The organism is Bradyrhizobium sp. 164 (genome assembly GCF_023073715.1).
Classification (GTDB): Bacteria; Pseudomonadota; Alphaproteobacteria; order Rhizobiales; family Xanthobacteraceae; genus Bradyrhizobium.
On record NZ_JADPKA010000001.1, the window covers coordinates 243,847 to 257,441 of the forward strand.

The following is a 13,595-nucleotide window of genomic DNA, read 5'->3' on the forward strand; positions in this document are numbered from 1 at the left end:
TGCCCACTCAGAGGTCCATGCCATCGTCAGGGTCGAGGCTGGTCGCGCGCGCTAATCCCTGCATTGCGCGGCTAAGCGCTTGTGCCTGGACAGCATCTGCGTCGGGCTCATCGGGACCAGCATCGAACTCATGTTCCGCGAGCGGTGCCTTGATTTCGATCTCCTCGTGCTGCGGCAATTCTGGCTCGCGCCGCAGCCCTCCATTCGGATCGCCACGCTTTTGCTGCCGAGGCGCAAGCAGTTCGGTCGAGGGCGCAGGGGTTGGGTGCCCTGACCAGTCTTCATTTGGGCGCGAGGACAAGAGAATTGTTCCTGTTTCAGCGGGCTTGACGATTCGCTTCTGAAATTGCGGGTCCTCATAGTAACGAACCTTAGTGGCACGCAGCGGATGGAGGCCCGACACCATCACAATCGCCTCTTTCGATGAGAGCTGCATGACTTCGCCGGGCGTCAGGAGCGGACGGGACGTCTCTTGGCGGCTCACCATCAAGTGTCCAAGCCAAGGGCTTAAGCGATGCCCGGCATAGTTTTTCATGGCGCGCAGTTCGGTTGCGGTCCCCAGAGCATCCGAGACGCGCTTAGCGGTGCGCTCGTCATTTGTGGAGAAGGCGATCCGGATGTGACAATTGTCGAGAATCGCGTGGTTCGGCCCATAGGCACGTTCTAATTGATTCAAGCTCTGAGTGATCAGGAAACTGCGAATGCCATAGCCCGCCATGAAGGCAAGCTGGCTCTCGAAAAAATCGAGGCGGCCAAGGGCTGCAAACTCATCGAGCATCAGTAGGAGCTTTTGACGGCGCCGGTCGGGATCCAGGCTCTCGGTCAGGCGCCGTCCGATCTGGTTGAGGATGAGCCGCATCAGGGGTTTGGTGCGGACGATGTCGGATGGCGGCACGACGAGATAGAGTGAAACGGGCTTCTGTCTGTCGACGAGATCGCGAATGCGCCAATCGCTCCGCGCGGTGACCTTAGCGACGACCGGATCGCGATAAAGGCCCAAGAAGCTCATGGTGGTCGACAGCACGCCCGACCGCTCGTTTTCGCTCTTGTTGAGCAGCTCTCGCGCAGCTGAAGCGACGACGGGATGAACGTGATCACCAAGATGGGGAGTCGCAAGCATCGCATTCAGCGTGGCCACGATCGGGCGGCACGGGTCCGAAAGAAATCTGGCAACCCCGGCAAGTGTCTTGTCAGCTTCAGCGTAGAGGACATGCAGGATAGCGCCGACGAGCAGAGAATGGCTGGTTTTTTCCCAATGATTGCGCCGCTCGAGCGCCCCTTCGGGATCGACTAGGATATCCGCGACATTTTGCGCGTCTCGTACTTCGCAATCACCACGGCGAATCTCAAGAAGGGGATTGTAGGCCGCGCTTGCTGCGTTGGTCGGGTCGAACAAGAGTACATCTCCAAGGTGCGCGCGCCACCCCGAGGTCAACTGGAAATTCTCGCCCTTGATATCGTGGACGATCACCGAACGCGGCCAGGTCAAAAGAGTCGGAACGACAAGGCCGACTCCCTTGCCCGAACGGGTAGGCGCAAAGCAGAGCACGTGCTCAGGCCCATCATGGCGAAGATATCGACCATCGAAACGCCCGAGCACAAGGCCATCGTTGCCTAGCAACCCCGCCCGTTTGACTTCGCGCGTATCGGCCCAACGCGCTGATCCGTAAGTCGTGACATCGCGAGCCTCATGCGCGCGCAAGACCGAAAGCATCATTGCTGCGGCGACTGCCGCGATCCCACCGCTCCCGGCAATGGCGCCCCCCTGGAGGAATATCGTGGGCGCGTAAGCGTCGAATTCAAACCACCAGATGAAGAAGGCAAACGGCTGGTAGACGGACCAGGTGCCTAATCTGAACCAGGCCGGTCCAAGCTGCGGCTGGAACGCAAGCTGACAAGCAGTCCATTCGGTCGCGGCCCACACGAAGGTGAACGCGATTAGGCAAACCAGGATCAGCTGATGCCAGATGATTTTTGTCGCAGACATGGCCTGCCGATATCGACACAATCGACCTGTTGGCTACAATCAGAGGCTTATGCTTCTCGTAGTCGCGCGCGCCCTGGCGAAGGGATCGGCGGGTCAGATTGGCAAGCCGCGTTTGGGCCCAAAAAGATCCCTCGCGTGGAACAGGCCGCCTCAAAGCACCGTCCCAAGCAGCTTCGCGTGATAGGCGCTTGGATGATGAGACAATCAACTCGTACCGTGCTGCCGCTCGAGGCGAACCGGCCGGCCTTCGCGAAGCGAGGCTCCGGGTTATAGATGTCCGGAAGGCTAGCTCGCGTCTGGCCTAAGCTCTCCGTAAGTGCGCGCGATCAAGAGAGGTGCGGCGTGCCACAACGCGTTATCGACGAGGTGAGCGTTCCCGGATTAAATCGGCGGGAGGCGGGGGTCCTGGAGTACAAGAATCATGCGGGGAGCGTCCCCGGCAGGAGCTTATTTCCGATGGGACGACACTGCCGGGCCGACGGTCATCTAGATACTCCCGCACATCGTGTCGAGCGAGTCCTCCTCCAGCCGGTCGACTGTTGATGCCTTGGCCAGCCAGATGCTCGGATGTTGTACGTCAGCTGTTGCGGTCTCTCTGGGAGCCGGGACAGGCGAACTGGCGTTTGCCAAATCTTCATTGCGCGAATCGGGTTGCCCTTCGGCTATCCGCTGTCAAAGCCAGCTTGCGGGCTCGGAGCTCTCCGATTGCTCGCCGGCCTGCCTACGCGGATAACCTCGCGCGAATGCCTCCGGATCAAAATCGAGCAGGTTGAAATCGCTATTCGCCCGCTCGATGACACGCCCACAACTGAGTCCAGCAAACTGGACTCTGGTGGTCGGTGGGCGAAGCGCCGGAGTCTTCTGCAGAGCATCTGGCCATCGGCATCCGAGACCAGCACGCAAGGAAGTATCGTCACCGCCATCATGCCACAGCCAGACACCTTCCGATCACTTAAAGATCGAAGGCCCCATGCCGTTTCCGCTACACGGGATGGCCATCTAGATTCGAAGGGTTCTGCTGTGCGATTTAGCCGTTGAGAGTCTCAGCGACCTAAGGGTGAACGGCGCATTTTTCCACACAGCTGGGTCCAGTCGATGATCGAGCGCCACCAAGGTCGAGCGAACCCGGAGGCGATGAAGAGATAGTTCCAGAACGGTGGACCCTCCATTCGCTATTCGCTGCTCACTATCGCTCCTCTCCCATTTTTCCGCCTTGACAGTCGACGCGAGGCAACCAAGTCTTTCCTGCCCTGCAATTGGGCGCAGTGCAGCGCCATCGCCTCAGGTCAAAGCGATAGGCCGCGCTTGCGACCGAAGTCCCAGTCGACGCTGCCTGGACCGGCGATGCCGCTGACCTGTTTTCCCAACTCCCGCTCGAGCGAAGGCGACCAGGGCACAAGCTGAAACCCGAGGCCGTTGTCGATCATCGCGAAGCGCCCCGAGGCCAGTGACAGGCGTCGACGATAAACCCCCGAAATCTGCTCACCTACATCAGATGACGAGTGCGGAAGCCCCGTTTCCTTCATGAGACGTCGTGTGACGACGTCGAGTTCGCGATCGCGGAGGGTTTCGATCAGGTTGCGGCTTAGCCGGACCTTGTTACCATCGCGCTGGGCGAGCCCTTGGTCGGCCAAAACATCGATGCGCCGTTCAAGTGCTGCACGAACCTCCGCGCCAAACGCATTGCGCGAGAGCTCGGCAGGATTTCGCGCAACGAGCTGCCGGTCTAGCCACGTTGCACCATCCGCCGCGACCTGCTGGTCCAGGACGAGCTCCGAGCGAACCGCGAGCGCAATCCGTGTGCGACCACGGGCGTCCGCAAACCGGCGCAGTTCCACAATCCCACCGATCGGCCCATCGCCGGCCGCCTCAACGTCAGGAAGCTTCACGTGATGCACGCGCCCGTCAATCCCATCGACGATTGCAAAAGCTGTGCCCTTCAGCTCGTCATCAAGCCCGCGCGCGATGAGACGGCCAACGATCGGTTCGCCTTGAGTTTCGCCCTCCAGTGCCCAGGATGCGGGGGTGCGGCTGGCGCCGTCTCGCGTGAGGGTTTTGTGCAGCCGCTTGATGATGTCATCGCGCTCACCCAGCGCGCGCAACCTCGCCTCCGCATCGGCGGCCAGAACCCAGACCGCGGGGCCGGCAGGTTCCGCCAAGCCGAGCCGCTCGAGCGTCCGCATCCGCCCGATGCGAATTTCCCGCAATGGATCGCGCTCGGCATCCCGCTCGAACCTAAAATCGATAACGCCGTCCGCCATCCCCGCTTCCCGGGCAAGCGTCCGATCGAGCCTGGTCCAGCGTTCGGCTGTCGTGTCCGCCTCAAGGCTCTGGCGGATCTCGAGCTCCGAACGAGGGCCAAGTTCGCGCGTGACAAGGTCGCTGGCGCGGGCGCGTAAGCCCATAGCGATATAATCGCGGCTGATGACGAGGTCGGCACCGTCATCGGTACGGCCCCGCACGAGGATGTGAATGTGCGGATGCTCGGTATTCCAATGGTCGACCGCGACCCAGTCAAGCCGTGTGCCAAGGTCGCGCGAGGCTTGGTCCATCAGCTCCCGAGTGAAGCTACGCAGGCTGGCAAGTTCACCAGCATCATCAGGCGAGACGATGAACCTAAAATGATGGCGGTCACCCTCGCAACGCGTGACGAACGCGCGACCGTCCGCAACATCCCCCGCAGCGTCGAATAGTTTGCCGGGAGCGCCGTCGCGAGTGACTCCGTCGCGCTGCAGGTAACCGATATGGCCGCGCAACGCGCCCGGCGAACGCATCCGCCGTACCACCCGCGCCTTGACCATAGCGCCGCGGCCGCGGGCGTTGAGGAGCCGTGAAGCAGCGATGCTCGCGGCGCGGCCGCGTCCAAACTTACGGCCGTGGCCATCCTTGCCTTGCGAGAGGCCCCCGGCCTTCTGAGCGGCTGTGAGTACCTGCGCCAGAAACGGCTTTGTCCGGGGCGCGCGCGTGGAACGGATACGGCCGGGACGGATCCGAAGATCATCGTCGCGCGTCATTCCGGCCGCCGCAAGGCATCGAAAACCGTGTAAGAACAGCGCCTTGGGGAAAGCTGAACTTTGCTCCTAGTCGCCGCAATGTTTAGTGGATCATTGAAATCCGTACACTTTCTCGCACAACCGACCGGCCGCACCTTGCGGCTTTTATCCTGCCCTCGGCGGTCGGCTCCCCCCGCTCTCTGCCGGCCATTCTCAAACATGCGAGAACCTTCGAGGCCTTGCGACCAAATCCGATTGCTATCATGGAGACTGCACCTTGATTGATCGATGCCAAAACAGCCCCCTCGCGCGAGGTACAAGTGCACGGGCAACAGCTTTAGGCGCTGCCTTCGACGGATTCATTGTGCGCACTCCTGATGCAAAGTTGTCGGCAGCGGACGAGCTGCCAGATCGCTCAACAAAAACTGGAGCTTGCTGCCACAGCACGACGCGTCTGGCGGCCGAACCACGGCTGTTGCGTTGCTCAACTCCGATCAATGCTGCGAGTCTGGCTACATATGTTTGCGTTTCTTCTGGAAGCGATCGACCTGTCGTCAAATGCTCGTCATACCGCTTCGGTCCCGCATTGTAGGCTGCAAGAAACCCTCCCGATCCGAACCGGTCGAGCATCTCGCGAATGTACGCTGCCCCAGCTATAATATTGTCGTGCGGATCAAACGGATCGATACCGAGATCGTGACGAGCGCTCAGTTCGACCCAGGTCGCGGGCATGATTTGCATCAGCCCGAGCGCTCCTCGAGGCGATATTGCGTGCGCATTACCGCCACTTTCGACCTGCATCACGGCATCGATCCAACGCTCCGGGATCGCGAACCGGTGGGAGGCTTCGGTCACGAACGCGGCGTATGCAATGCTACGAGGCAGGGTTATGGAGTGCGCAGCTGGTGCCCGCGATGCGACCTCCGCTCTGGCGCTCGAGGTCGGTCCGAACGTCAGCAGAACTTCCAAAAAGCAAGCAGTGGCCCCACATCGCATTGTGCGGACTGCCGCCAAGTATAAAGTTTCTCCCAGCCGGCCTTGAGGCCGCCTGATCCTGGGGCAATTCGCGCCGATTCTCAAGAAGCTGGCCGAGACGGAGCAACGATGTTGCGAACGGCCGTATGGAGAAATGACAAGCCAACAGGGGAGAGCCGGCATTGTCACTTCTCTCTGGTCCACACCGGGAGCGCTCGCCCAATGACGGCCGATCTCGGCAGGGGTCCGAAATATCGGCCGTCTAGTGAGTCCGCCGACTGCCAGTTCATGAGAAACACTTCGCCCTCAGCAATGACCCGGCAACCCTGCCAGACCGGCAACGGACGGCCGCGACGATCGCGCTCGCTTGCCTCACCCACGTGTATGCTGTCGACGATGATTGCGAGGCCCGTTCTGCAGACGGTTTGGCCGGGCAACGCCAGCACACGCTTGAGCATTGGAAGGCCGCTTGGCAAATAGCCGTTGAGATCGAGAAAAGTCGCGAGCGGGTCTGGAGTTCGAACCGCCACGAGCTCAGTAACGTGCAATGGTCCGGCCTCTTGCAGGCGATAGACTCCGATCGGCACGCTGTCCGAGGCATTCCAGATGTACAATGGTGAGGTGTTGTTGACTGGCCAGAGCGCGAGCATTGTGGCCCCACACATCGCAAGAATGTTCCCCAACCGTCCCATCAGAGTGCCAACCTACGCCGATGGAGCCACGCTTGGTGGCGTGCACGGGTATAAGCTCGTGGCTTTTCGTTGACAGAAAGTCGGTTGTGGGCGTGATGCCAATACTCGGGGGCCGCATCGGCAGGATCGATGCCCAGTGACTCTACGGAGCCGATCAACTGGAGAACGCGTTCGACCTTTGGCCAACCAGCTAATCGCAGCAGGCTTTCGCCGCCGGGACTGACCCAAGGCACGGTTGAGTATCGCTGGCCTGGCGCGACCGCGCGTAAAATGTCGATCCGAGACAGGACGGTTCCGAAGTCGTTGGACGTCCAGCGCACGAACGCGAAGATTTTGCCGGGCAAAAACGAGAGAATGCGCCGGTGATGATCAACGATCTTCTCTGATGCAGGTTTACCGAACCGGATTCGATTTTCGATGCGCTTCTCGAGCCACAAGAGCTCAACAGTTGTGAGGTCGCTCACCTGACTGCTCCATATTGTTGAGAGGGATTTGGACGCGCCGAGAATGGCTATCACCGACGCATCGTGCGAGGAGCCTTTGCGTCGGTAGGACGGCTGTAATGACGCTTGCATGGATCGGTTGCTTCGCGATAATCCGGGAACGGAACGGGCGGCGCGTTCCGGCGGAGAATGATGGTAGAGAGGAACGACGGAATTTATGCAGGGCTCGACGTGTCGCTCCAGGCAACGAATGTTTGCGTGGTGGACGGCGACGGCAACGTCGTCCAGGAAGCGACACTCAAGACCGATCCGGACGCGATCGAGCTGTTCTTGGTGGAATGCGGAATCCACGGCCTGGAAGCGTTCTCGTACAGCGCCTGGCTGTTCACGGCGCTTTCCGAAAAGGGCCTCCCCGTGATCTGCATCGAGACCTGGCATGCCAAGGCGGCGCTGAACGCGATGCTGAACAAGACCGATCGGAACAATGCCAAGGGCATCGCGCAGATGATGCGGACCGGTTGGTTCCGCGCAGTCCATGTCAAATCGGAAGGCGCGCAAACGCTGCGGGCGCTGCTGGTCGGGCGCAAGGCGCTGCTCGGCAAGGTGCTCGACATGGAGAACATGATCCGCGGCCTGTTGCGCCCGCTCGGCCTCAAGGTCGGCGAGATCTCGGTCGGACATTTTGACGCGCGGGTACGCGAGATCACGGCCGGGAAGAAGGAATTGGAGGCGATCGTCACGCCATTGCTCGACGCTAGAAGCGCGATGCGGCTGCAGCTGGCCAAGCTGCAACGCTTGGCGCTGGCGGCGGCGCGCCGCGACAGCGCGGTGCGGCGGATGATGACCCTGCCCGGCGTCGGCGCACTCGTGGCGCTGACGTTCCGCGCCACCGTCGACGATCCGGCGCGCTTCAGGAGGTCGACCAATGTCGGCGCGCATTTTGGTTTGACGCCGCCGCGCTACCAATCCGGGCAGACCGACCGCATCGGGCGCATCTCCAAATGCGGCGATGAGCTGACGCGGGCGATGCTCTACGAGGCGGCGATCGCGATCCTGACGCGCATTCCGAAGAACTTTAAGCTGCGGCTGTGGGGCCTGCGGCTCGCCAGGAAGAAGGGTTTGAAGCGCGCGGCAACAGCCGTGGCGCGCGCCCTCGCTGTGCTGCTGCACAAGATCTGGAGCGATGGCACGACGTTCCGGTTTGGCGCCGGCGGCAAGCGCGGCCGGGTCGCTGCGGCGATGTAGGGGCCTTCGCGACCCGGCCGCTTCCACGCGCGCCTTCTCCTTCCGCCACGGCGGAGCAGCGTCTCCCGAGGAGACGGGGATTTGGGTGAGATCGCAACTTTTCTTGCCGGCGGCTTCATGACGACGTTTGAAGCCATCACGCACGGCGCTGGTTAGCCTGACCGCCCTTTCCTCAGATTCCGGCTTGTGGTGGCCGTCGTGCCAACCACGGATGTTAGCAAGTTCTCCTCGACGAGCGAGTGGCTGCAAAAGGATGTGACGCGCATCAGGCGATGATGTTGACGTCAGCGATCGCGCAGATTTGCGCGCGATCGCGTGCGCGCGCGTGCGTTGGAGGAAAGAATCGCATTGCGGAGAAGTTTTGCGCGTGAGAGAGTGAGCACATGAGGCATCCTCGTTGCACGCCCGGCCGACTTGTTCACAACGTACTGATTCACGACAAGAAGGAAGATTGCCGTCGCAGTGTTTTAGGTGCGATTTCAGTCCCCGGTAGCACGCGGATGGGGTGCCCGATGGCACGAGTCTTCCAGTCCCTGATAACACGAGCGAATTCACAGCTTATCCCCTGCAGGGCTGATAAGGCCAAGCTTTCGCAATGGCCGCGTAGGCGGGTCGATCTGGACGGGTGCGAAATTCAATCGTTCTTCGCCATTCAGGTCGTGTGTGATAGCCAGCCGATAGCTCGGCAAGGTCTGATGATGCACGATTTGGCCCGGTCGTCGGCGAAGTGCTTCAGCGGCGTGAGGCTCCCGGACTTGGCATGCAAGTGCATGAGCCCGCTATGCTGATGACCCCCGTGCTTGCGGATGAGGCGATAGAGCCAACGTTCCAGTCCACCGGTCAGATCGAAATACGCGCGATCAATGGTCAGCACGAGCGATTCGTTTAGAACGCCCGTGTAGAACCAATCGGGTAAGATCAACTCAATCGCACGGGCATGCCCGTGTACATCGCTTGTGTGTTTCCATTCGTTCCTCCAGGAGAAGCGATGCCGCGATCGTTCTGTCGGTTGTCGGATTGAGGTCATGACGCTGGCTGATTGCAATCGGTCGAGCGCAGCCTTGAGGCGGTCGTAGTCGCGTACGCTGGTGCCGCGGCCGACGAAGGTCAGGATGTCATAGGGGGTGGTGGACATCAGGCGCGAGGTTTTCAACCCGGCCTCACGGGCATCGACAATCTGTGAGGCAGCCAAATCAGAACGTCCGCGTCCCAGATCGTGCTCCAGGCCATGTTCCGGCACCGCTTCGACACGGATGGTGATGGTGCCTGAGCGGAAGTCGATCGGGACGATCCGCTTGGACTTTGCTAGCGAAAAGAACGGATACGCCATCAAGTCTTGCGCGTCCCGTGCAGCGAGATTGCCCGGAAGCGCGCGAAACAGATCGAGTTGGTCGCGCTCTGACCGCCGCCTCCCGCCTGCAGTTGAGTTGCTGTCGGGCATAGGTCAGCGCCGCTCCTTGCCCGCGTACGGAATCGGCGTGTGCCGTTTCGCGGGCAGGACTGTGCCTGCGCCAGGATCGCTGGTGGACGTTTTGGCGCCGCGGTCAACCCACGCCGTCAGGTCTTCGAGCGCATACACAACGCGGCCGCCCAGCTTCCGATACGTCGGGCCTGTGCCATAGGTGCGGTGCTTTTCGAGGGTGCGACCGGACAGTCCGAGAAAGCGCGCCGCCTCGGGCGTCCGCAGGTATCGCGGCGGCAAGCCGGCGTTCGGATCGGGCATTTGCGAGGCTCCGTGGTCGTCTGGAGCGCGACCGGGTTCGGTCGCGCGTCGACGGTCACCATGACGGAGTAGGAGTGCTCAGGGGATGCCGAAGATGGACCGATGATTTTCGGCACCCCTGCTCTACTCCCTGCGAGATGGGGGATGCAGTAATGCGCGATAGCCGCCGCGCATCAGAGCCAAGCCGGCCTGCACCAGGCGGATGGTCCGGCTGCGCAGCTCATGGGTTTTCCAGCCGCGTTCAGGGATGCATTTTCGGCCGAACAGCACTTCGGCGATGACGCGATAAGAAGCGCCAAGTGCCCATCGAGTGCGCACAGCGAAGGCCAATCGTTCGCGTCGCTGCGCCGAAAGCTGATAAAATGGGGGTCCTGGGGCGCGGCCGGTGATAGCGCGCCACAACCGACGTGAAGCGTGCACGCGGATCTCCGAGGCGTCCGGCTTTACTCAGCAATACATCAGCGATTTAGAGCGTGGCCGGCGCAATCCCACGATAGTGACGCTGTTCGAACTCGCGAGCACATTAAGCCTTAGCCACGTCGATCTCGTGTTGCCTGATGAGGAATTCTGCAAAGAGCGAACCAAGACGCCGAAGCAAAAATGAAAGGACTTCAGCTTGACGCTTGTTTCGGTTGCCCGGCAGTTGCTGCATGACTTGAACACGAAGCTCCGCCTAGGGTGTAGCCTTCGCCGCCTTCGTCATCGAAACAGGTTCGCGTATATCGGCGCGTCGAGGAGGATAGTCAAGCTCGTGTGAGAGGTATTCGCGCGCTTCCTTCGGAGCGCGTTGACCACACTGCGCCTATCTCGCGACTATACTGCGCACCAAAGAGCAAGCTTATGAGCCGTTAACCGGCAATTCTTCTATGATGACCGGAAATTAAGGCTTCAAGACCATGGTCACAATAGGCTGCCTAAAGGCGGGCTTTACCATTCCAACACAGCGTCCGCCCAAGGATTGATCAACGAGTGCTAAGCGCTCGGCCGGCGCTATAATTCACAAGCGTCGACCTCCTCGTCGGGGAGTTTCTCAGCGTCCAGCTCCAGCCTGTTTTTCGCCTCTTCCAGCTCCCGTGTGACTAGCACGTAGTCTTCGAACGTGCTCGAGGCGCTGATCTGCGTGTCGATCAACAGCCGCAGCTCGTGCCTGAACTGATACTTGCTGACGATCATTCGCCTTTCCTACTATTGCTGGGTTCAGGTACGAGATCCAACTTTTCGAGCTGGCGCGTCGAACAGTTTGCGCTACTTCGGCGTCGCTCAGAGACTCACGAGCGCTCCGACTTTCCGCCCCCGACGCTGTTTACGACGTTGCGTAAAACGATTTCAGAAAGCTGCACTACCTGCCGCTTGAGAAACACAACCAGCTGTGTGAGACGAAGAATTTCTTGTTTGCAGCGCTCTAGCTCGCGCTCTTCGTCTGTCATCGTCGATGCTTCATGGCGATTTGTACTTGTCGTCATGGTTCATATGCCCTCCTTCTGCGAGACGAATCTATTTCGTTCTGCGAACTTTTTTTCGAACACGAATTGCGCCGGCTTGCCTTGATCCCCATCGACAAACCCCTTCGCCACCAATAGCTCGCGGGCCATCGCGCACCAAGCCGGGGCTGCCACAGATCATGATGCGGTCATGCTGCGGCTCCAGTTCCGGCAGTTCGATCTCCGCGAACAGCTTGCCTGAAATGATCAGATCGGTGGCCCGGCCGCGGTTACAGAAGGAATCGCGCGTCACGGTCGGATAGTAGATCAGCTGGTAGCGCACGAAGTCGCCGACCAGTTCGCCGCACGGCAGTTTTTCCGTGATCATCTCGCCATAGGCGAGCTCGGCGACGCGGCGGCAGCCATGCAGCAGCACGACATTCTCGAATCGCAAATAGGTTTCAGGATCTTTGATAACGCTCAGGAACGGCGCAAGCCCGGTGCCGGTGCCGATAAGATACAGATTGCGCCCGTCCCCGAGATTATCGATGACCAGCGTCCCCGTCGCCGTGCGGCTGACGATGATCTCGTCACCCTCCTTCAGATGCTGCAGACGCGAGGTTAAGGGACCATCCGGTGCCTTGATCGAGAGGAATTCCAACCGGTTCTCGTAATGAGCGCTGGCGAGGCTGTAGGCCCGCAGCAGCGGCTTCTCGTCGACCTTGCGCCCGATCATCGTGAATTCACCGCTACGGAAGCAGAACGACGGATTCCGGGTCGTGGTGAAGCTGAAGAGATTGTCCGTCCAGTGATGGACGCTCAGTACTTTTTCCTGGCTGAACTTGCTCATCTCACCGTCCCGGCGGCGATCAATCCGCAGGCGCTGCCCATTCACGTAGATTATCCAATCTCTTTACTCTTCCGCCCGCCGGCCTCCCCAAATAAACTTTTTGCCCAGTTCACGCGGGCCGGTAGGCTAGCTTTGCCAGCTCACTCTCGGCCGAGTGGCCGTGCCCCTTCTCGAGCCGCCGCAATGGCAGATTTGGGCGCATTTGCTCCGACAAACATAGTACATTGCGAACAAACAATCTCGTTTCGCACGTGAGTGTGGTGTCTCGGCTTCAGTGGAGCGCTTCGTACAAAACACCTGTTCCATCTCGCCTGGACCTTGCGCTCGGTTCCAACGCTACTGGAACGCGAACTCCAACGAGGATCGACGCTCCGACATTCGCCGAGATATCAATCCCCTGAACATGCTTCCTACGACCGTGTGATTGCTGAAGCAGACTGTAACAACTCTGCGATTCTGCTTAATGCAATGAGGCGCGTGTTCACGGCTAAATCCTGCATCTTGGCCACCTTCTTCGATGGATTTCACGCCGCACATGGTCCCGAACTTTCCCGGACAGCGGCCTTGTCATGACGGCACATGCTCGGTCCGATGCAGACAGCCGCGTGCTTTCAGCCTCCCCTCAAGCAAGGACTAAAGCCGAAGCACAAGAGACATGGGCACGGACTTCAAGGTCTGCATCGAGCGGCAGTTCGGCGGAATAGAAGGTCCTGTCCTGGACAAGATCGCAACATCACATTGTGTTTGTCGGGGCATTGTACCGGCAGAAGCGTTCGATGAATGGAAGGATGTGATCGGCGGACTTCCTCCATCGGGACGGTTTGGGATGGGCGTTGTGTCGATCAATAACGAAGTGATGTCTGCCCGGAGGGCGGCGACGCTGCGCCCGCCTGATCTTTTTATCCGGGAGGAGAACGAAGAAAGGCCCGACCTAGTTGAGCCATGACGAACTGGTCGGGGTCAGGTGCACGTGCCAGCGCTGTCTTTTAGCCATCCATCGTTGGATCAGTGCGGACTTAGTCGTCCGTGAAGAACCTCCAAGCGGTTGATCAAGAATCAGTTTTCGGGGCGAGAAGGTCTTTGGGATTGCAAACTTTCGGGCTTTGACGGCCCAAAAGCTTGCAGTTTCATTTTTGAGGATTCCGTCGAATCACGAGTCGTGATTCCGTCGTCGCATCGGAGGGAGCGATGCGACCAAAGGAACGACGCGGGACGGGACAAACCGATCTTCTGCGCTCGCGGCTGGACGCGATCATCGATATGGGG

General features: G+C 60.1%; 12 protein-coding genes and 2 pseudogenes. 3 read left to right on the forward strand and 11 right to left on the reverse strand.

The window, feature by feature from the left end:
* Nucleotides 1-7 precede the first annotated feature (7 nt).
* From IVB01_RS01110 to IVB01_RS01130, 5 genes are all read right to left on the reverse strand, one after another.
* Nucleotides 8-1,987: a conjugal transfer protein TraG gene (locus IVB01_RS01110; protein WP_247334039.1), complete on the reverse strand. Its 1,980-nt coding sequence runs from the start codon at nt 1,985-1,987 to the stop codon at nt 8-10.
* A 1,286-nt stretch (nt 1,988-3,273) separates the two neighbouring features.
* Nucleotides 3,274-5,001, reverse strand: a complete 1,728-nt coding sequence (locus tag IVB01_RS01115) for a VirD2 family relaxase/mobilization nuclease (protein WP_247305769.1) — start codon at nt 4,999-5,001, stop codon at nt 3,274-3,276.
* A 240-nt stretch (nt 5,002-5,241) separates the two neighbouring features.
* Complete coding sequence (locus IVB01_RS01120) at nt 5,242-5,835, reverse strand: lytic transglycosylase domain-containing protein (RefSeq protein ID WP_346658361.1); 594 nt, start codon at nt 5,833-5,835, stop codon at nt 5,242-5,244.
* Between the two features lie 305 nt (nt 5,836-6,140).
* Complete coding sequence (locus IVB01_RS01125; RefSeq protein WP_247305765.1) at nt 6,141-6,605, reverse strand: S26 family signal peptidase; 465 nt, start codon at nt 6,603-6,605, stop codon at nt 6,141-6,143.
* A gap of 41 nt (nt 6,606-6,646) precedes the next feature.
* Nucleotides 6,647-7,111 carry a DUF2840 domain-containing protein gene (locus tag IVB01_RS01130; protein ID WP_247305763.1) on the reverse strand — a complete coding sequence of 155 codons (465 nt, stop codon included), beginning with the start codon at nt 7,109-7,111 and terminating at the stop codon, nt 6,647-6,649.
* A gap of 171 nt (nt 7,112-7,282) precedes the next feature.
* Between IVB01_RS01130 and IVB01_RS01135 the strand changes: the two genes are divergently transcribed.
* Nucleotides 7,283-8,335 carry an IS110 family transposase gene (locus IVB01_RS01135; protein ID WP_247305761.1) on the forward strand — a complete coding sequence of 351 codons (1,053 nt, stop codon included), beginning with the start codon at nt 7,283-7,285 and terminating at the stop codon, nt 8,333-8,335.
* Between the two features lie 652 nt (nt 8,336-8,987).
* On the opposite strand, the gene IVB01_RS01140 is transcribed toward IVB01_RS01135, so the two are convergent.
* The 3 genes from IVB01_RS01140 to IVB01_RS01150 form a co-directional block, all read right to left on the reverse strand.
* A complete protein-coding gene (locus tag IVB01_RS01140) occupies nt 8,988-9,776 on the reverse strand; it encodes a replication initiator protein A (RefSeq protein WP_247305759.1) in 789 nt (262 codons plus the stop codon).
* 3 nt (nt 9,777-9,779) lie between these two features.
* A complete protein-coding gene (locus tag IVB01_RS01145; protein WP_148742779.1) occupies nt 9,780-10,058 on the reverse strand; it encodes a helix-turn-helix domain-containing protein in 279 nt (92 codons plus the stop codon).
* Between the two features lie 123 nt (nt 10,059-10,181).
* Nucleotides 10,182-10,478: a DUF2285 domain-containing protein gene (locus IVB01_RS01150; RefSeq protein ID WP_247278032.1), complete on the reverse strand. Its 297-nt coding sequence runs from the start codon at nt 10,476-10,478 to the stop codon at nt 10,182-10,184.
* 7 nt (nt 10,479-10,485) lie between these two features.
* Between IVB01_RS01150 and IVB01_RS01155 the strand changes: the two are divergent.
* A pseudogene (locus IVB01_RS01155) lies at nt 10,486-10,662 on the forward strand (helix-turn-helix transcriptional regulator); the annotation flags it as partial.
* Between the two features lie 386 nt (nt 10,663-11,048).
* On the opposite strand, the gene IVB01_RS01160 reads toward IVB01_RS01155, so the two are convergent.
* The 3 genes and pseudogenes from IVB01_RS01160 to IVB01_RS01170 all read right to left on the reverse strand — a co-directional run bounded on the left by IVB01_RS01160 (nt 11,049) and on the right by IVB01_RS01170 (nt 12,329).
* On the reverse strand, nt 11,049-11,231 hold the full coding sequence (locus IVB01_RS01160; protein ID WP_247305753.1) for a hypothetical protein: 183 nt from the start codon (nt 11,229-11,231) through the stop codon (nt 11,049-11,051).
* 95 nt (nt 11,232-11,326) lie between these two features.
* Entirely contained in the window at nt 11,327-11,521 is a 195-nt protein-coding gene (locus IVB01_RS01165) for a hypothetical protein (RefSeq protein WP_247305750.1), read from the reverse strand.
* A gap of 3 nt (nt 11,522-11,524) precedes the next feature.
* Nucleotides 11,525-12,329 (reverse strand): annotated as a pseudogene (locus IVB01_RS01170) (ferredoxin--NADP reductase).
* A gap of 655 nt (nt 12,330-12,984) precedes the next feature.
* On the opposite strand from IVB01_RS01170, the gene IVB01_RS01175 reads away from it, so the two are divergent.
* The gene (locus IVB01_RS01175) at nt 12,985-13,275 is read left to right on the forward strand and encodes a hypothetical protein (protein WP_247305747.1); all 291 of its coding nucleotides are present in this window, start codon (nt 12,985-12,987) and stop codon (nt 13,273-13,275) included.
* Nucleotides 13,276-13,595: the final 320 nt, after the last annotated feature.

Coding starts and splice junctions, on each gene's coding strand:
- IVB01_RS01110 (WP_247334039.1), bottom strand. CDS start 1,987: ATGTCTGCGACAAAAATCATCTGGCATCAGCTGATCCTGGTTTGCCTA.
- IVB01_RS01115 (WP_247305769.1), bottom strand. CDS start 5,001: ATGACGCGCGACGATGATCTTCGGATCCGTCCCGGCCGTATCCGTTCC.
- IVB01_RS01125 (WP_247305765.1), bottom strand. CDS start 6,605: ATGCTCGCGCTCTGGCCAGTCAACAACACCTCACCATTGTACATCTGG.
- IVB01_RS01135 (WP_247305761.1), top strand. CDS start 7,283: ATGGTAGAGAGGAACGACGGAATTTATGCAGGGCTCGACGTGTCGCTC.
- IVB01_RS01140 (WP_247305759.1), bottom strand. CDS start 9,776: ATGCCCGACAGCAACTCAACTGCAGGCGGGAGGCGGCGGTCAGAGCGC.
- IVB01_RS01145 (WP_148742779.1), bottom strand. CDS start 10,058: ATGCCCGATCCGAACGCCGGCTTGCCGCCGCGATACCTGCGGACGCCC.
- IVB01_RS01160 (WP_247305753.1), bottom strand. CDS start 11,231: ATGATCGTCAGCAAGTATCAGTTCAGGCACGAGCTGCGGCTGTTGATC.
- IVB01_RS01165 (WP_247305750.1), bottom strand. CDS start 11,521: ATGACGACAAGTACAAATCGCCATGAAGCATCGACGATGACAGACGAA.
- IVB01_RS01175 (WP_247305747.1), top strand. CDS start 12,985: ATGGGCACGGACTTCAAGGTCTGCATCGAGCGGCAGTTCGGCGGAATA.